The sequence below is a fragment of the Paenibacillus foliorum genome (assembly GCF_013141765.1).
GTDB classification, from domain to species: Bacteria; Bacillota; Bacilli; order Paenibacillales; family NBRC-103111; genus Paenibacillus_S; species Paenibacillus_S foliorum.
This window is the reverse complement of sequence record NZ_WHOD01000013.1, coordinates 281,618-301,210: the sequence shown is the minus strand read 5'-3', so window position 1 is coordinate 301,210 and position 19,593 is coordinate 281,618. Positions and strand designations below refer to the sequence as shown.

Below are 19,593 nucleotides of genomic sequence, written 5' to 3'. Positions count from 1 at the left end.
TATCATACTTGAGAGATGTCCTCTTTATTTTTACTTCAGTTGTTTCTACATTCAAAAAATCACTTCAAGCTATTTCTTTTTCTTATCGCTCAAAATATACGGCCTTACCTGTCTTGGACGATTCATAAATAGCTTCAAGAATTTCCGACACAACGCATGCTTGCTCAGGTGTTACGACTGGATCCTTATCCTGCTCAACAGCTTCTAGCCATAAACGAGCTTCCAGATCAGCAGGACTTTCTTTCTTTCCATCGTAGAAATCTACGCCTTTAGCATCCAGTTGGATTTGATTCATGAACAAGCGACTATGCTTTTCACCGTTAATACGCAGACCATCCTGCATATCGGCGCCGCCCTCTGTTCCGCACAAGGTTGTTTTGGCTTCGCCTGTTTGCAGCATATTAATCGCCCAGCTGGATTCCAATACTATGGTAGCGCCGTTCTCCATAGTGATCATCCCGAATGCTGAATCCTCGACTGTAAACTTTTCCGGATCCCATGATCCCCAAGCGTTTGCTGCATTTTGCTTATGAGACAGCTTGTGAAAGGCTGTTCCCAGTACGGCCTTAGGCTTGTAATTATCCATCATCCATAACGTCAAATCCAGAGCATGTGTACCAATATCGATCAACGGCCCCCCGCCTTGCTTCTCCTCATCCAGAAACACGCCCCAAGTCGGTACTGCGCGGCGGCGGATTGCGTGTGCTTTCGCATAATAAACCTCTCCAAGATCGCCTTCAGAGCAAATCGTTTTCAAATATTGGCTGTCCGAACGAAATCTGTTTTGGTAACCAATCGTCAGTTTTTTACCAGTACGTTTCGCTGCTTCCACCATACTTCTAGCATCAGCGGCTGTTTTGGCCATCGGCTTCTCGCACATTACATGCTTGTCCGACTCCAATGCTGCAATGGAAATTTCCGCATGGGAATCGTTCGGTGTACAAACGTGTACAATATCAATGGAGCCGTCATTTAACAAATCCCGATAATTTTCGTACACTTTCGCCCCTTCTACGCCAAACTTATTCGCTGCATCATGAGCTTTGTTGACATCAACATCGCAAAAAGCGACCATTTCAGCATTTGGTTGATTTTTTAATGCGGGCATATGTTTTCCGTTTGCAATACCTCCGCACCCGATAATTCCAATTCTAAACGTTTTCGACATGACCCTTGCCCCTCCTTCAATATTAAAAGCAAAATTGTTATTATCATAATGATCTAAATAACCTAGTCCTAGTATAGACAAGAAACACCTTAAAATATATTTCGAATCCTGCTAATCTTGTATACGATTTTGTCTTATGCCCCATTTCCCGGGAAATGGCCCCTGGATTTCAAAATTAACCACAAACACGAGCAAACCCCCTGAATCATTCATTCAGAGGGCTGTTTGTGCCAGCTATTAATTTTTCTTCGTATTCGTATTTGTACTGACCAGCTTATAGCCAACACCACGAATCGATTCAATCTGCACGCTTTGCTGATTCATTTCGAGCTTCTTTCTTAGTGAGCTTACATGAACATCAACCGTACGCTGACCGCCGATGTAGTCAAAGCCCCAAACGATATTCATCAAGTCGTCCCTTGTTACAACAACTCCCGGGCGCTGAACGAGATATAACATCACTTCAAATTCCTTGGGCCTAAGAGAAATCGATTCGCCATTCAGCATAACCTCATATTTCTCCGGATAAATGTGCAATTCCCCTACCGTGATGACTTTCTCTCCAGCCGTATTCTTCTCCTGCAATTGCTCATCTGACATCGTTCTCCGCAATACAGCAGATACACGTGCGAGCAGCTCAGCAACACCAAAAGGTTTAGTGATATAATCATCTGCACCGTACTTAAGGCCTTGCACGACCTCTTCTTCTGCATTACGTGCGGTTAAAATAACAACCGGTGTCTTATTGCCTTTTTGTCGCAGCTTGGATAATATTTCGAAACCATTCATTCCTGGAAGCATAATATCGAGAATAATTAAATCAAACGACTGTTGAAGTGCAATCTGAAGCCCGTCGCTTCCGTTATCTACTACTTTCGTCTCATAACCGTCCTGCGATAAATTATAAGAAAGCAGCCTTGCTAATGTAGGCTCGTCTTCAATAACTAAAATAGTTTGTGGCATGGGAATCCCCCGCTTTAATTTCTATATAAACCAATCATAGCATGATTAATGAATAATCGGCAATTCGATTATGAATTTCGAACCCATACCGACTTCGCTATCTACCCGGATTGATCCTTTATGCAGCTCGACCAAGTGCTTAACGATTGATAAGCCCAAGCCGGTACCGCCTGAAACTCTTGAACGCGCTTTGTCCACCCGATAGAAACGTTCGAATATACGCGGCAGATCTTTCTTAGGGATACCAATGCCGGTATCTGAAATCGTCAAACGAATCCGCTCATTTTCAGGCCCGTCCCCCGCTCTAAGAAAAGACTCTACCTTCACTTTCACTTTACCACCCTCGGGGGTGTAATTAATACCATTGGATAACAAATTGATCATTATTTGCCGCAGCCGATCCTCATCCGCTTCAATATACAAATTCTCGTCTACCAGCATTTCGAGTTCTATCGACTTCTTAGCTGCCTCTGAATTCATCACATTAAGACAGTTGCCTACAAAGGTCTGCATATAAATGGGTGAAAACTGCATAGGAATCCGCTTTGACTCGATTTTTGATAACTCCAGAATGTCACCGATGAGCCGATTTAAACGCTCACTCTCGTCAAAAATTATCTGCAAAAACGACTTTGCGGTTTCTTTATCGTTTAGAGCACCGGCAAGAAGCGTCTCAGCAAAGCCTTTAACTGCAGCGATTGGTGTTTTTAATTCATGGGACACATTGGCAACGAATTCACTCCGCATCCGCTCCAAGCGCCGTACGGCAGTAATATCATGAAGCACGATCAATACTCCTACCCATTCCTCATCACCTAATGACATAGGGCTTAAGTTAATTTCCAATATGCGTTCAGATGGATAATAGAAAATCATTTCATCCCTGATATGCTCGTGAACATCAAAACATTCCTGGATCAATTGTGTAAAATCAAACTGCTGCTTCGCTTCGTCAAATTTTTTACCCAACAGCTCCTGAGAAGAGAAGCCTAATATATCCTCTGCCGACCGATTCAACAGCACGATCTTACCTTCACGGTCAATCATCATAACGCCGCTGATCATATTCTCCAGCACGCTTTTCAAGCGGCTTTCATCCTCAATAATTCGATTCATCTGCAGCTGTAGACTATCCGCCATTCGATTGATGGCATGCCCTAGCTGTCCAACCTCATCTTTCTTACGTCCATGGACGCGAGCTTTATAATTCAAATTAGTAATTTGATGGGCTACCTTCGTAATCATTTCGATCGGCTTTGTAATGCTATAAGCAACGCGAAAGCTAATTAATACTGCAAGCACAAATACGACTAGAAGGCCAATTAGCAATCCAAACCATAACTTCTTAATCGATGCTTCTACCTCTTCCAAGCTCATTGCGAGACGAACATAGCCCTTGATTTGATTGTTATCCTTAATTGGTACTGCTACATACAAGGTATTGCGCCCAACTGTGGCCGAAAAGCGCGAATCTGAGCCCACCGTACCATTTGTACGCGCTTCAACTATCTCTTTACGTTCTGAATGATTCTCCATATCAGCCGCAGCATGATCGGAATCCCCCAGTACTTTACCATCTGCGCGGATATAGGTAATACGCGCATCAGCCGATTGTCTCAAACGGTTAGCCTGTTCGGTGTAATATCGAATTTGTTCTTCATCCGATCCGCCTTTATTCCAATCCAGAGTAACCAGAATAATTTTAAGCTCCCGCTGCATATTAGCTTTCAAGGCTTCTATGTGGGATTCCTTCAGCATCTGAGCCATAAATAGACCCGCTAGAAGAACCGAAGAACCGATCAGCGCAATAAAAATCAATGTAAGCCGGGCACGAAATTTATGCATCGTTCATTTGTCCCTTCACTTGAGGTTTATGAATAAATAGTTTACACATTATCGTAGCTGTTCAGTAGATAGATGGCTAGTTTTTTTTTTGTAAAGGAAATTTTAAGACGCTTGTTGCAGTTGGAACATGAGCTTCAATAGTAGGTTGCATACCCGAGCAGGCACCAAAAGGTGACTACAAAGGCGATGTCGTAGCGATAGCGGACGCTTCTCCCCGCACACAACGATCCCCTCTTTTGTTCTACTCAGTGCTGCTTGCTCCCACGGAATAAGGAAACAATAGAGGAAGCTTTTGTTCCTCTATTACTTGAAAAGCACAATAAACAGAGGGATAACGGAACTAGCTTTTCCGTTATCCCTCTGTTTTTCTACATTTGTGCTCACATTCTACCAAATAACGGAACTCCAACTTCCGCTAACGCCTTAAATCGGAGGCCGTAAATGAAATAACGGAATTCTCGGTTCCGTTCAAATCCTACAGAGCTCATAGCAGCAGCTTCTCCGCTATCTCCGTTGTACATTCAATCTTAGGAAAAAACCGTTTCCTTCAATTGTGCAAGCTTCGCAAAAGAATCCTTCTCCACTTCCGCATGCAAGCTGTTACCATGTGAGTCCATTGTTACGATCGCGGCGAAGCCTTCGGTTTGCAAATGCCACATTGCCTCTGGAATACCGAACTCCATGAAATCTACGCCTTCTACCTTTTTGAAGCATTCGGCATAATATTGAGCCGCTCCACCAATAGCATTCAAATAAACTCCGCCATGCTCCTTGAGAGCGGCTAACGTTTTGGCGCCCATGCCGCCTTTACCGATAACTGCACGGATACCGAATTTTTTAATGATATCGCCTTGATAAGGCTCCTCGCGGATACTGGTGGTAGGGCCGGCTGCCTTAACATGCCACTCTCCGTTAGCATCCTTGGCCATAACAGGGCCACAGTGGTAAATCGCTGCGCCGTTCAAGTCCAATGGAGCATCGTGATCCATCAAATATTTATGAAGAGCATCGCGACCTGTATGCATGATACCGTTGATAATAACTACATCTCCAACACGCAGCTCACGAATTTGCTCCTCAGAAATTGGCGTTTGCAGCACTACTTCTCGACGTTCCGCTTTCTCAGTAGACGCTGCTGCTTCTGCCTGTTGATTCATAGGAACCGTTTCTCCGGTTCTGTACACCCACTCTTTAATATCACCGCTGTTCGAATCAAGCAGCACGCCTTGTCTGCGGTAAGCCCAGCAATTATAAGCAACGGAGACGAAGAAGCTCGCTGGAAGACGGTTCATAACACCCACTTTACACCCAAGCAGCGTCACTTGCCCACCAAAGCCCATGGTCCCGATACCAAGCGAATTCGCATTGCCCATAATGTAGTCCTCAAGCTGACGCAGCTCTTCAATGGGATTCACATCGTCTACATGGCGAAACAGCTGATGTTTGGCTAGTTCATAACCTGTCGTCCGATCACCGCCTATGCCAACCCCGATGAATCCCGCACTACAGCCTTGACCTTGAGCCTGATAGATCGAATGCAGAATACACTTACGGATCCCATCTAGATCACGGCCTGCTTTGCCTAAGCCTTCAATCTCCATCGGCAAACTGTATTGAATGTTTTTATTCTCACAGCCTCCGCCTTTTAAAATCAGCTTCACTTCAACATCGTCTTTTTCCCATTGCTCAAAATGAACAACCGGAGTTCCGGGACCTAAGTTATCTCCCGTATTGGCTCCTGTTAAGGAATCGACGGAATTGGTACGCAGCTTGCTATCCTTAGTCGCCTGAGCTACCGCTGCCAATATTTGTTTCTTCATCACAATTTGGTTAGCGCCTACTGGACAATGTATAATAAAGGTCGGCATCCCCGTGTCTTGACAGATCGGTGAGACGTTGCACTCCGCCATATGAATGTTATTAGCAATAGTTGACAAAGACAGCGCGGAACGCGTTCCAGCGTCCTCCTGGGCTTTAGCTGCTTGAATGGCTTCGCGGACATCGGCCGGAAGGTTGGTGGATGTTTCTACAATCAGTTTATAGACACTTTGTTGGAATTGCTGCATGAATAAAATCTCCTCTCAAAATGATAAGCCCGGCTTCCACACCGGATAAATTATGCATAGGTATATAATAGCATAATCCGACATGTTCAAAAACCGTGAAAATAGGGAGGTTTTGCGGCTTTATTTGACATCAGTCGTTATACCAATGAATTACACAAACATTTCAATATTCTACTGCCTTCTCAGAAGGAATCCTTACCTTGGACCTAGAATATGTTTTCTTACCCCCTAGGAAATTTCGACTACCAGATAAGGAGTTTCGATTGCATATGAACAAACTCATTCTAAAAGCAGCGGCCCTTAGTATTATCGGCCTTAGCATCATCCTACCGTCTCTATATGCAGCCAATTCTAACACTATTTTTAAAGATCAAGTTGCTGTTATTATGTATCATCATGTAGATGACGAAGCGAAGAGCTCCGGGACAGTCACCACTCAGCTTTTTAAGGATCAGCTGTCTCTTTTAAAAAATAAAGGCTATCAATTTATTACGCTCCAGCAGTTCAAAGAGTTTATGCAAGGCGCTTCGGTTCCGCACAATGCTGTGCTTGTAACCTTTGATGACGGCTATGAGAGCTTCTATACAAATGCATATCCCATTCTCAAAAGCATGCGAATCCCTGCGGTCAATTTTGTTATTACCGGAGACTTGGAAGATCCATTAGCCAGTTACATTCCGTCCATGTCCCGCGATGAAATTGTCGAGATGACCAGCGACACTAATTTTATAGATCTCCAATGCCACACCAACAGCATGCATCAAAAATTGCCTGACGATAGCGCCATGCTAATAGGACGTATCATCACGAACGGCACGAAAGAAACCGAAGATGAATATAAGCAGCGTGTCCTTACCGATACGGGACAATGTATCTCTAAGCTGAGTGAGTTGTATCCTGAGCCTATTGATTCCTACGCTTATCCATTTGGCATTTACGACAAGCTGTCCTCCCAATACATTCAACAGGCCGGGATGAAATTCGCTTTTACCATTGTACCGGAAATGGCTACAAGAGACCTTGAGCCTTTGCAAATCCCTAGGATCAATGCAGGTAACAGCGCTATTTCACCAGAAGGATTAGAAGCTTCCATCAAGCGCAGAGTTGTTGCCACTAATCATCCATTTAATGAAGTGCCTTTAATGGAGACAATGGGTCAATTAGGCGGTAAAGCAACAATGAATAGCAAAAGCCAAGTTCAAATTCAGTTCCAGAACACAAGTTGGATAGGTACGATTAACAGTCAAAAGCTAACTTCACTTACCGGAGGCAAGACCCTCAACCTGCAAAAGCCGCTTTATATGAAAAATAATGTCGTGTATATCGGAATTAAAGATTTGGAAAATGCTATCGGTGTGCAAATTGTGTATAATCCAACCGTACAGAGCTTCTCCGTCCGCCAAACACCGGCGGTTAAGCCATAACTCTGATGTTAAAAAATTAGATAGGATGAGACCTGATGGATAGTCATTTTTTCGCATACATGTACAGATTGCGCTATATTGAACGCTGGAGCCTCATGCGTAATGTAGTGAAGGAGAACGTAGCCGAGCACTCTTTTCATGTAGCCATCTTAACCCATGTGCTATGCACAATTGCCAACGAAGTGTACGGAAGAAATATCCCGACAGACCGAATTGTCAGTATGGCGTTGTTCCATGATGCAACGGAAGTATTTACGGGGGATATACCTACTCCTGTAAAGCATCACAATCCGAAAATATTAGCAAACTTTCGCGATATTGAGCAATTAGCCGCTGAGCGTATGCTCGATATGATTCCTGATAAGCTGCGCCCGGTGTACGAGCCGTTGATCGATACGAAGACAGGTGAAAACAACGAGTTAAAAAAATATGTAAAAGCAGCCGATTTGCTCGATGCTTACTTGAAATGTGTAACAGAGCTATCGGCTGGTAATAAAGAATTCGGCAGCGCCAAGAAGCAGATTGAGCAATCGATCCAAATGATGAACATGCCCGAAATGCAATATTTCCTCGATAACCTGGCACCCAGCTTGGAGAAGACTTTGGATGAATTATCGGAGGAATAAGATAAAGGGTAAGAATAAGAAAAAGCGCAAGAGCACGCGGCTCTTGCGCTTTTTCTTTTTTTGAATTAAATGCAGTTCCAGCGACTTCCCCATCCCCCCAGTTAAATAATATAGTTTAGGTCCGCCGCGGCAAAACTTAGTTTATGAATCCCTCGAATTGTAGGAAGCGTCTCAGCATTACAGCAGCCTCTGCACGTGTTGCATTGGCTTGAGGTACAAACGTCGTATCGGTTTGTCCATTGATCAATGCGGCATCTACTGCTTGTGCTACGGCCTCCTGTGCCCACGCACTGATTGTGCCTTGATCGGCAAATTTAGTGAGCAGCTGCTTTACTCTTCCACTTGTATCGTTGGATTTACCCGCGATAGTCATGGATCTTGTGATCATTAGCGCCATTTGTTCACGAGTGATCGGTGCGTTAGGCCTAAACGTCCCATCCTCGAAGCCTGCTACGATCCCCGATTGCGCTGCTGCTACAATCGCGCTTGCAAACCAATCCTTACTATTTACGTCCGAGAACTTCGATGAAGGATCTGCATTCAATCCTAAAGCACGGACAAGGAGAGCAGCAAATTCAGCGCGGGTAATTGAATTTCCCGGTTCAAATGCCGTGTCCGTGAATCCCTTCACTAAGAGTTTGGATGCCAGCAGCTCCACGTCCGCTTTTGCCCAATGCCCGTTCAGATCGGCAAAGCTTTTGCTAGACTGTACGACCATATAGATACTATTTGAATGGTTCTTAATCGTGACTTGTGTATTTCCGTCCACAACATTGAATACCGCTGGTACGAACGTCATTTCGCCTGTAGCAGGGTTGTAAAGCACGGCAGTAGCTTTAGCCGGATCTACCTTCTGCGGAATCACGATTATTCTTGAAACATACGTATTGTTAAAATGGTCAATGGATACCACACTGCCTTTTGCTACAGCTGTAATTTTGAAATCCAAGACCTTCGCTTGATCGCCGCCAATTAAAGTGAGTCCGGCAGCATTGGCTTTTTGTAGGATTTGCTCCCCGATGGCTCCTGCAACCTTTTCAATCGAGACTCTGATTTGTACATCCTTTGTATCTGCCCCAAGGCTTTTTGCAATAGCGCCTACATCAATCACTTTAATAGGCAAATTGTAGGTGGCCATATCGGTCTTAATGGAAATGACCGTTTGAGGCGCAAATTGATTGCCGCTTTGAATAGCGCTGCCAGGTAAGTCCACCTTTACTACCGAACCACTGCCTTTAACCTCCAGTGTGATTTTCTGTTCATTCGAGTTTTTACCTTTGATTGCTTCGATAGCCTTACTCAACCCAGCTACATCTACAGTAACAAGTTGAATGGTACGTCCATCGACGGTTTTTTCTTCTTTTACGGTTATGGAGCTGCTGTCGATTTTTCCAATTTCAGCATTTGAAGCATTCTCCGTGCTTGGGCTGCCAGCTCCCGGCCTTGATGAAGAGGAGCTATTGCTATAGCCTAGTGTTGTAGCAGCTACACTTAATCCTACTCTCTGATTTCCTGCTTGATCCAGTGCAACGATTTTAAACGTGTAATTGGTTCTTGCCGTTAATCCCGAAACCGAATAAGTAGTTCCAGTTACGGTGCCCATTAACGAGTCACCATTGTATACTCGGTATTCTTTTATGCCTACATTATCTGTTGCCTTCGGCCAGCTTAGTATCATTCCTGTTTGATTGACATTGGAATAGGAAAGCACCGCATTACCCGGCCATACCGGCGGTGTTGTGTCAATCTCAGCCGTTGTGTTCACTTTTACTGTATAATTCTGTCTAGTACCATTCCCTGCTTCTACGATGTAAACAACCGGATCCGTAAAGCTATTAGCAGTAACTCCACTCACCTGAGTCGTCGAACCCACTCTCACTTTGGTGCCGGAGGTATTGAAGGATGCAACCAACTGGGTCACATTCGTACCATAAGGAACCGTAAGCCTAATTTCCGTTCCATCTATCGTTCCGCTTACATCCGGATTCAGACCTTTGAAGCTGAACTCCGTTAATTCCTTTTGATTTAAATCGAAAAGAGGTTCGCCTGTTAATTTAAAATCATCAATGTTCATGTATCCGCTACTGCTTTTATCCAATCTTAGCCTGAATAAAAAGTTAGGGTTGTTATTAGCTCTGACATCATTAATCGAAAAGCTAAACGGATAATTGCCATAAGAATCAGTCAATGTAGTGCGAGTCGCGTCGCGAGTGAGTGTATTTGCCACGTTCCACGTAGCACCACCGTCTACTGACCATTCGGAATAAAGATTATAAGTTACCGACTGATCCTGAGTCCTGGCCGCGAAAGAGCCTGAAATATTATTATAGTTTTTCAAGCTTATTGGGATAGTTACGGTAGAGCCATATACCGCATCCTTAACCAGCCTTAAAGCTGCAGGCATGGATCTCGTATGTTGAGAATTCCCGTCCTTGATAAAAATACGTGCAGAAGATTTTACCATGCCATTATCATTTAACCCGCTGTACCACGTGAGTGGTTTCATCTCAGATAATGCTTGAGGCATTGGCTTTATCAAGTCAAATATTGTTTTACTGCTATCTACCAACAGGTCTTTATCTATACTAGGATCGTTTCTGTAATCGCTAAATCCCGTTTCATAGATTGTAACCGGCAGTCTGTTTGGCAGAACGTTCACTCTGATTGTATAATTCCTGCTTGAACCCGATGGCGATTCTACAGAATAAACAACTGGATTCGTGAAATCATTCGCCGTAACTCCGCTCTCCTGCAGTATTGAACCGATCTTAACTCTTTGGCCGGAGGTTTTAAATGTAGCAATCAAACTTGTCACATCTGTTCCATTAGGCACGTCCAGCGTTATTTCATCGTTATTTATCGTTCCTATAACAGGCACATACAGTCCTTGAAAACTGAAGGCAACCAACTCTTTACGCGGAGCAGGATCCGTGTTTCCTGGAGCAATCAAATTAACACGATGCGTATGTAATTGTTCTCCAAGCATTATTTCTGCTGCACTCCATAGTCTATCGTCTCCGTACCTTACAGCTGCTTCCCGCAAATACCTTGCAAAAGCAGTCTCATCTTCATCTCGGAGTTCATCATACGGCCATTGCGCAAAATCAATAATATAAGGTGCTATAAATCCATAGGCTTTACGGATACCGTCTCCGGAATTCCAAAGATCAACACCAACTTGATCTCCCAAAATCGATAACATCGAGAAAGGTATTAAATTAAACAAAAAATAATGAAAAGGTCGCGTTCTTCTCAATTCTTCGGGCATGGTCCCATCATCCATGATCTGGGCTGAAATGCGAGGAATTGCTGTTTTTTGCAAATAAGCCTTAGCATCCTCCTTTTTGCCTAAATACATCAAATAGTTGACGAATTGCGCATCATACCATGTACCGTGATTATTTATCGTTGCTTTTTCTGCTTGTGCGAGCGGACTTGCTTGCAACCATTCGGTGTATTGCATGAGCCACTTTTTAAAGCTCAGCGTATCCGAACTCGACCAGCTGCCTGAATTCGAAATGAGCTCGATAGAATCAATAATTTCGAGCAGCTTATCTGATTCCAGCACACCTTCCTTACGTCCGTTTTCAGCACCTCCTACACCTTGGGCATAATTCATATTCGGGTTCATTTTCGTTTCTGGGTCGATAAACCATGTTTTGAGCAGCAAAGCCGCTCGATCAGCGTATTTGTTGTCATTAGTATAATAGTAGGCAAGAGAAAGTATAGAAACTGTTGTTCGCAGCAATGTGTAGCTTTGTTTGTCATACTTATCGGTAAGTCCCTCAGGATTAGTCTCTCCGTCTCTATTTATATACGGCAACCCGTCAGGCTTAGTCGGATCCGGCCACCAATAAGGCGCCGCGCTCCAGTAATCGTGTTTATCACCTTCTGGGTTCGAAGGGGTCTTATTGGGAGGGGTTCCCGTCTTGTACATGACCGAATAGGGACCATTTGTCATTGCTAACTCTGCGTCCACGATCAATTGATTCACAGCCCCCGAATAATCTGTATTGCCGGGAGTCAAAATCTTATTTTTAACGGCTCTCAGCTGGCCGGAATTAAATAATTGGGTGTTTGGGTATATATCCGGTTTAACTGACACGAGTACATTAGAACTTATCTTATCGTCAGTGGTTACCGTTTGAATAGCGAATGTGTAGGCCTTATTCACATTCAAATTAGTAAATGTTGCTGACTGCTGTCCCTTGTTAACAAGGACCGACTTGCTTCCGTCTGATAGGTCAAAGACCTTGACCTTATCGAAATCCAAATAAACCGCACTTTGGACAGGATCCGTCCATAAGATTGTCGCCGTTCCATTTGCGCTGGATATGAATGCTGAGGTGACTGGAGCTGGCTCGGTAGGACCTCCGTCATTGTAAAGTTCAAATTCACTTAATTGAAAATTTGGAGATTGTGCGCTAAACAAGAACGTTATTCTTACATATTGCGCAGTTACGGTATTATTTAATTTCACCGTTTCCGTCCTTGCTGTAGTGCCCCTATTTGTTACCGTTTCTTCGTAAGCTTTGGTCCAGGAAGAGTTATTATTGGAATACTCAATTCTTACCTTGCTCACACCATTACTTACTGCCATTTGGAAAACGGCTTTGTTAAATGATTTTACAGCTCCCAAATTAATCGACACCCAGGCGCCGGTCTTAGCAGGATCACGCTCAGAAGAATTAGGCTGCCAATATGTCGAAATCAGCCCATCGTATACACTTGAAGCAACTCCGGCTGTTGCCTGCGTGCTATAACCCACCAAAGTTGATCCTAGCACTAAATTATCCGAAGCCCCATTAGCAATCGGCACCAACAATCCTCCAGCTTGTCCCAGAACGGACAATACCAATAAAATGGAAAGAAGGCCACTTATTTTACTCTTTAATCGTCGTAAATGATTCACTGATATCAACCCCTTTATATTATAAAACGCTTTCAAATACAATCTTAACAAATTCTTATTTTAATTATTTGCGGTATCATTTCGTAATTTTGCGGTATTCAGAAGGAAAATGGTTTTTTATATGGAACTGTAACTAAATGAATTTGAAACCTGGAATCAGGAAGGGACACACATCATGAATCGTTTATCGATCAATCGTTTCTTGCATTTCAAACCTTATTTTTATCATTATTCAAAAGAATCCGTTGGTCCTACTCCTATTTTTCATGCACATCAAAGTATGGAAATTATGTTTGTTCATGCAGGTAAAGGCCGCGTTTTTCTAGAGAGTGACATTTACGACGTTGAACCAGCAACGCTGATGATCTTCCATCCGTTTCAGCTTCATCGAGTAATAATGGACCCCCAAATTCCTTTTACCCGTACCCTGATCTTATTTGATTATTCCGTACTGGAAACTTATCTTCATTCCTTTCCACAGTTACGTTCATTTGTCAGACTCTTTCTCGATTCCCAATCGGCATCTCACGTTATTGGACCGATGAAGGATTTTAACATTTTAGAGGAATTATGCCGTTCGTTCGGACAAATACAGCAAGAAATGGACCAACAAGAGATTCCTCCTTTATCGGAAAAACGTATGGAATCCTTTGTGCTGTTTATTTTATCGTTTTTGAATCAATTGCAAATTGCTTATCGTGATATGGATATATCCAGTGTCGGGCAGCAGGAAACTATTGCTCTTCCTCATCATGTTGAAAAAGTTATGCAGGCCATTGAAGAACGATTTATGGAGGATTTGACCGTAGGTGAGCTGGCCCAACAGCTATTTCTGTCCATGTATCATCTATCTTCGTTGTTTCGTAAAACAACCGGCATCAGCTTCTCCACCTCATTAACTAACCGGCGCATCCGTGAAGCTTGCCTTTTGCTTAGAACAACTTCATACCCTCTGAAAGAAATTGGGAATCGTGTAGGGATGCCTAATACTTCTCACTTTTGTACGGTTTTCAAAAAAATCATGAACATTACCCCGATTCAGTATCGTAACTCACAACGTGAATAAGAAAGCCGCTTTGTGGCGGCTTCGTTAGTATACAATTTATTTTTTTTGCGCGTATTTGGATGTAAGGATGTGGGGGCCATACCGCTCTTACGGAACGTCGTTCCCTTATTTGTCTCATATTCCATCCAATTCGTGTTTCGCGGAACTACGATGCGTTATCGCGTCTCTAAATGGGGAAAATCCCTCTTTTCAGCCAAATAAAGCATCGTAGTTCCGTTTCGCTTGAATGATGACGTGTGAAGAGCCAATTAGCGCATCACAGTTCCGCCAGCAGCAAGCAGCCTATGTCCATTTAGAGGAACGAAAAGAAGGAGACGTTTCTCGGAGGAAGTACATACAGAACAATCTTCGCTCACCCAAACCTCAAAACATCCATTCAATATAGGTTGAAATGAAATCAAGACAAAAAGCCCGCTTGAGCTTCTTGTCGCTCAAGCGGACTTTTGTATCCACACCTTGCTAATCCCAGCTTAAAAAGGGAACTTCATCATCGTTACAAGCAGGAAGAAAATCACACCAGAGATGACGCTTATTTTCTTGATTTTGCCTATGTGAGCCTTAACACTGGAGCCATTATCATCAGCCAATGCTTTGCGCATTGCGCTTCCGAGCACTCCTGTCAATCCGCCAAGCGCCAAGAACAGAACAACGGCTACAATCATCCATGCCACCGAGAAACCGCTCTTGCTCACCAGATAGCCGCCCGAAAGCAGCGCGATGACGAGAGCCATCTGCCCTGAACGATTTGTTGCGTACAGGACGTTCAAGAACCCTACCTGCGCAGCTCCTGACAGAGCCTCAATACGCATAGATAAGAAAGGAAACATCAAATATACACCCATTAAAACAGCTGATAGTACATGTAAATAAACGAATAAGTTATGCATGGGGACCTCCGTCTCTTAAACACATTTTACGTTCAGTATACCCGATAAAGCGCCATCTAAGCAAATTATGGAAGGGTATATGCTCATACATTTCAAGAGAATCCCCTCCAATTGTGGACTAACCGTGAACTGTAGTCTCTCCTCTTTTTACCGCTCGCTTTTCCCGCCACGTTTCCAGGATTACGAATAGCGATGGAACAACAATTAAGGTCAGTAAGGTCGAATAAATCAAACCTGATATGATCGTGATTCCCATTGGCCTCCATAAATTACCGCCCATAATTGTCATCGGTAATAATCCACCTATTGCGGTTGCCATTGTAAGCAGTATCGGCCGTAATCTGGCCTTCCCCGCCTCAGCCACGGCATCATGCAGCGGTAATCCACGCTCTCTAGCCTGCTCGATAAATTCGATCAAAATAATCCCATTCCGCACCACAATCCCTGCTAAGCTGACTAACCCCATCAAAGCCATGAAGCCTATTGGAGAATTCGTGAGGAACAACCCAATAACCGCTCCTCCTGCAGCTAAATATACGGTGGACAAGATCAAGATAGGTATGGATAAAGAGTAAAATTGCATAACCATCAAAATATAAATTAATAGCACTACAATAATAGAAAGCTTGCCGATAGAAGCAAATGCGTCGTTTCTTTCTTCATTTTCCCCGCCGTACTCCAAGGTGTAGCCATTGGGTAAGGGATGTTGGTTCATTTCCGCTTTGACTTCTTTGACGATATCATCTGGAAGACGATTCTCTGTATAGCTTTTAACAATAATCGTCCTCGTCTGATTGCGGTGATGGATAGCTTTGATCATCTGGCCACTGCGGACATCACCCAGCTCACGTACGGACACAGTCCCTCCCTTTTGCATAGGGACGTACATTTTTTTCATTGTTTCCAGCATGTCTGCGCTGTGCTCCTTGGCATACAAGGTCACATCGAGCAAATCCTCGCCCTTCTGCATTTTTGTAACTGTAAGTCCTTCGGTTGCAATGCGTATCGTCTGTGACAAATCCTTTTCACTGACCCCATATAGCTGCAGCTTGGCTGGGTCCGGCAGCATTTCAAATGTGTTCATATCTGTCCCAACATCATCGGAAACGCTGACAGTCCCCGGAATCCGTTTAAGAACAGATTGCACGTCATCCGATAGCTGACGCAATTGCTGCAGCTCACTGCCGCTTATACGAATGGCGATCGGAGCGCCAACGGGCGGACCCTGCTCCAGCTCGCGGGGCGTAACCTCCACATCCTCCGGCAGAATCGTCTTCAACTGCTGCCTCCATGCACTGACAGCTTCCTGAGTATGGATAACCTTAGGATCAATTTTGACAAACAACTGTCCAATCTCTGTTCCAGACCGATCGGATTCCGAATAATAGAAACGCGGTGTAGTACGACCTGAATAGCTGGTTACGAACAATACACCCTTCTGCTTCTGCATCCAATCAGCGGCTTTCTCCAGTGTATATTCCGTTTCGGCTAGCGTGCGCCCCGTCGGCAGCTTGAAATCAATCAGCATCTCAGCTTTCTCCGCAGGTGGGAAATACTGTACGCCTAACAAGGGAAGCAAGCCGAAGCTGCTCGTTCCAATCAACAAAGCCGCTACTCCAATTAACAGCGGGCGCTTCAGAATACGGTGAATCTGCTTACCGTAAAATACACTTAATCGATGGATCGGCTTGCCCAGCAAACCGGGCGACAATTGCTCTGCAAGATGGTCTGAGCTTCCCCCATGTGATGCTGTCTCTCTCCCCTGTTCCTGCTTTGCAGCAGCCGCTGCTGATGCCGCAGGCTTCATTCTACGAAGCGCACGTTCACCCACCCATTGGCGAAAAATCGGGATGATCGTCAAAGACATCGCCATCGAAGCAGCCAGTGTTAGCGAGATGACAACAGGCAGCGGACGAATGAAGCTGCCGATATTGCCTTTCAAGAAAAACAACGGCAGGAATGCAGCAGCCGTTGCAATAGTAGCCGTAAGAATGGAAATGGCTACATCCTTGCTCCCTTCAAATGACGCGACGGCTGGAGAGTCCCCCAGCTGTAAGCGCCGTTGGATGTTATCATTCACTACTATCGCATCATCGACCAAGATGCCCAGCACAATAACAATCGCAACAACGGTAATCTGGTTAAGATCAATACCCATCAACTCAACGGGAATCAAGCCTACCGTGATAGAGATAGGAATTGCCAACGCTACAATCCAAGAGGTACCGAAGGTAAGTCCCATGGAGCAGACCAGAATAACCGCTGCAATCCCGATCAACAGCTCCTGTCCTAGCTCCTTGAACAAGTGATCGAGGCTTTCCTTCTGCGAGAACAACGATACGACCTGCAAGTTAGCTGGGAGCTGCTCACGCAGTACAGATACCTTCCCATCAATTAACTTCTGCAGCGTAGGAATGTCTGCCCCTTTTTCTGCATTAATCACCAGGTCAAGCGCTGGCTTCCCGTTATGTAAAATGCTTACTTCCGTTTCCTTGGGCCGCAGCTTCACATCCGCTACATCGCGTACCTTCAATGCTCTGCCGGCTGGAAGCCCCAAAAGCTCTGTATCTGCTATATGTTCAGCCGTTTTCCATTCCCCTGACATATCGACAAAGTAAGATTTAGCCCCTTTTTCTATCGTGCCCAATGGCACCCTGTCATGCTTGGTCATAAGGGATTGAGCTACGATGCCCCAAGGCAGCTTGAACGTGTCCAGCTTCTCCGTATCCAGAACTATAGCCACTTCCTGCTCCGGCAGTCCCACAATATCAACATTGCTAACCCCAGGAACCGTACTGAGCTGAGTTTTCCAAATTTCCATAGTAGGCCTAAGTGATTCCAGCTGCTCTTGTTTATCCACAACAAAATGGAAGATTTGCTCCGCAATCTTGCTCAAATCATCATTGATAACTGGCTTCTCAGCCTCATCGGGCAGCTCGCTTTCGGCAGCTTGAACCTTTTGTCTTAACGTATCCCAGGCGCGTTTAATGTCCGTATCTGGCTTCATTTCCACATTAATGACTGATACATTAGCCATCGAGGTTGAACTCATAATGGAAATATTGCTCATTTCCTTAATTTTCTTTTCCAGCGGTCGCGTTACGAACTGCTCTACCTTTTCCGGTGAAGCACCTGGATAAATCGTCTTTACCAAAGCCATCGACACATCGATCTCCGGATTTTCACGCTGTTTCAATGTAAATACATTGACTATACCGAGCAGCATGGCCATGCAAAAAAACAGCAGCGTCACTTTACGGTACTTCAGCAATTTTGCGATCATTCGCCACCTACATCCGTCGGCTCCAGCTTGCACGGCGCATTTACGCCCGCAAGCACTTGAGCTATAGAATCGATATGGGTGACATCATAATTTTTAATGATAAAGCATTGGTACGCAACCATCTCAACCATTCCTATTTTGGAATAGGCCGCAATTTCAAGCTGTTCCTCCGAGTAATTAGGAAAGGCTCCCCAGTCCATAAAAGATTGCTTGATAACCAGCATAATAGTCCGATAAAAAGCATCCGAAATATCCGCGATCTCCGTGGAAGCAGTCCCATGCCCGTTTAAAATTTTCAAAATACTTTTGTTATTATAATACACGCGCAGCGACTCAAGGATCATCCGGTAAAGTGCCTCTTCCTTAGCGCTTCCTGTGCAATTCAGCTTAATAGCATCAGAAACTTCAGCTAAGCAGGATTCGGCAATGCTGCGGAACAAATCCTCCTTGCTTTTGAAATATAAGTAAAAGGTTCCCTGAGCTACTCCTGCTTGGCGTACAATATCCGAGACCTTCGTAGTATGATATCCCTGCTCCTCAAAGAGCTTTAACGCAGCTTCTATGATGCTTTCTTTCTTATCCTCACCCATTTATGCGTTACCCCCATTACCAAATATTTGCTTATGACTGACTGATCAGTCATTTTTTTATTTTAACAGCATTATCCATTGTATGCAACTCATCTGTTTCAACATCCATTTCTTGAAAACTTTGAATTTAGAAGCCTTGTTTCATTGGAACAGCCCCTGTATAATGGTTACCATTCACATGATTGTATACGGTTAGGAAGGAGCTGCGCCAATGAACATTCGCTGTTTGAATCCGACAGATGCTGAAATTTATCGCCAGATTCGATTCACATCTCTTAAGGAAAATCCCGAAGCCTTTTTAACCACTTATGAAATACAATTAGAAAAACCGATTGAGGAATTCCAACAAAATCTTCAACAAACTGCAATGAAATTTACTCTGGGCTGCTTTACAAAAGCTGATGAGTTAGCGGGAATCGTTACCTTCGTGCGTGAGAGTAATCCCAAAATTACACATAAAGGTTCTATTTATGCCATGTATGTAAACCCTGAATTCCGTGGAATGCGAGTAGGCTATGCCCTGCTTACCGAATTACTTCAACGAGCCAAACAATTACCGGGCTTGGAGCAAATTAATTTAACGGTAGTTTCCAACAACCTTGCTGCCAAAAGACTTTATGAATCCGTTGGTTTTACGACATATGGAACAGAACGAAATGCTATGAAAAGCAACGGTCAATACTGGGATGACGACTTGATGTCCATTATCTTGTAAACCTAATTAATATCCGCTCAGTAATATCACAATTCAGAAAAATACCGA

13 protein-coding genes are annotated in these 19,593 nt (G+C 44.1%); 4 read left to right on the top strand and 9 right to left on the bottom strand.

Features of this window, described 5'->3' with window-relative positions; translation table 11 throughout:
• Positions 1 to 82: 82 nt before the first annotated feature.
• From GC093_RS03960 to GC093_RS03940, 5 genes are all read right to left on the bottom strand, one after another.
• On the bottom strand, positions 83 to 1,168 hold the full coding sequence (locus tag GC093_RS03960) for a Gfo/Idh/MocA family protein (protein ID WP_171650550.1): 1,086 nt from the start codon (positions 1,166 to 1,168) through the stop codon (positions 83 to 85).
• A 237-nt stretch (positions 1,169 to 1,405) separates the two neighbouring features.
• On the bottom strand, positions 1,406 to 2,131 hold the full coding sequence (locus GC093_RS03955; RefSeq protein ID WP_171650549.1) for a response regulator transcription factor: 726 nt from the start codon (positions 2,129 to 2,131) through the stop codon (positions 1,406 to 1,408).
• A gap of 45 nt (positions 2,132 to 2,176) precedes the next feature.
• Entirely contained in the window at positions 2,177 to 3,976 is a 1,800-nt protein-coding gene (gene pnpS / locus GC093_RS03950; protein ID WP_171650548.1) for a two-component system histidine kinase PnpS, read from the bottom strand.
• 380 nt (positions 3,977 to 4,356) lie between these two features.
• Positions 4,357 to 4,497: a hypothetical protein gene (locus tag GC093_RS03945; protein WP_171650547.1), complete on the bottom strand. Its 141-nt coding sequence runs from the start codon at positions 4,495 to 4,497 to the stop codon at positions 4,357 to 4,359.
• Positions 4,498 to 4,503: 6 nt separating this feature from the next.
• Positions 4,504 to 6,042: a fumarate hydratase gene (locus GC093_RS03940; protein WP_171650546.1), complete on the bottom strand. Its 1,539-nt coding sequence runs from the start codon at positions 6,040 to 6,042 to the stop codon at positions 4,504 to 4,506.
• Positions 6,043 to 6,311: 269 nt separating this feature from the next.
• Here GC093_RS03940 and GC093_RS03935 point away from each other — a divergent pair, with 269 nt between their 5' ends.
• The gene (locus GC093_RS03935) at positions 6,312 to 7,466 is read left to right on the top strand and encodes a polysaccharide deacetylase family protein (protein ID WP_171650545.1); all 1,155 of its coding nucleotides are present in this window, start codon (positions 6,312 to 6,314) and stop codon (positions 7,464 to 7,466) included.
• A 35-nt stretch (positions 7,467 to 7,501) separates the two neighbouring features.
• A complete protein-coding gene (gene yfbR, locus GC093_RS03930; RefSeq protein WP_171650544.1) occupies positions 7,502 to 8,092 on the top strand; it encodes a 5'-deoxynucleotidase in 591 nt (196 codons plus the stop codon).
• Positions 8,093 to 8,228: 136 nt separating this feature from the next.
• Here the strand turns inward: yfbR and GC093_RS03925 are convergent, their stop codons facing one another.
• Positions 8,229 to 13,004 carry an alginate lyase family protein gene (locus GC093_RS03925; RefSeq protein WP_171650543.1) on the bottom strand — a complete coding sequence of 1,592 codons (4,776 nt, stop codon included), beginning with the start codon at positions 13,002 to 13,004 and terminating at the stop codon, positions 8,229 to 8,231.
• Between the two features lie 175 nt (positions 13,005 to 13,179).
• Between GC093_RS03925 and GC093_RS03920 the strand changes: the two genes are divergently transcribed.
• Positions 13,180 to 14,070, top strand: coding sequence for a helix-turn-helix transcriptional regulator (locus GC093_RS03920; protein WP_171650542.1), 891 nt, complete (start codon positions 13,180 to 13,182; stop codon positions 14,068 to 14,070).
• Positions 14,071 to 14,540: 470 nt separating this feature from the next.
• Here the strand turns inward: GC093_RS03920 and GC093_RS03915 are convergent, their stop codons facing one another.
• The 3 genes from GC093_RS03915 to GC093_RS03905 form a co-directional block, all read right to left on the bottom strand.
• Positions 14,541 to 14,957, bottom strand: coding sequence for a hypothetical protein (locus GC093_RS03915; RefSeq protein WP_171650541.1), 417 nt, complete (start codon positions 14,955 to 14,957; stop codon positions 14,541 to 14,543).
• 118 nt (positions 14,958 to 15,075) lie between these two features.
• The gene (locus tag GC093_RS03910; protein ID WP_171650540.1) at positions 15,076 to 18,240 is read right to left on the bottom strand and encodes an efflux RND transporter permease subunit; all 3,165 of its coding nucleotides are present in this window, start codon (positions 18,238 to 18,240) and stop codon (positions 15,076 to 15,078) included.
• On the bottom strand, positions 18,237 to 18,830 hold the full coding sequence (locus tag GC093_RS03905; RefSeq protein ID WP_171650539.1) for a TetR/AcrR family transcriptional regulator: 594 nt from the start codon (positions 18,828 to 18,830) through the stop codon (positions 18,237 to 18,239). Before GC093_RS03905 ends, GC093_RS03910 begins: the two co-directional genes overlap by 4 nt.
• A 211-nt stretch (positions 18,831 to 19,041) precedes the next feature.
• Between GC093_RS03905 and GC093_RS03900 the strand changes: the two genes are divergently transcribed.
• Positions 19,042 to 19,545, top strand: coding sequence for a GNAT family N-acetyltransferase (locus tag GC093_RS03900; RefSeq protein ID WP_171650538.1), 504 nt, complete (start codon positions 19,042 to 19,044; stop codon positions 19,543 to 19,545).
• Positions 19,546 to 19,593: the final 48 nt, after the last annotated feature.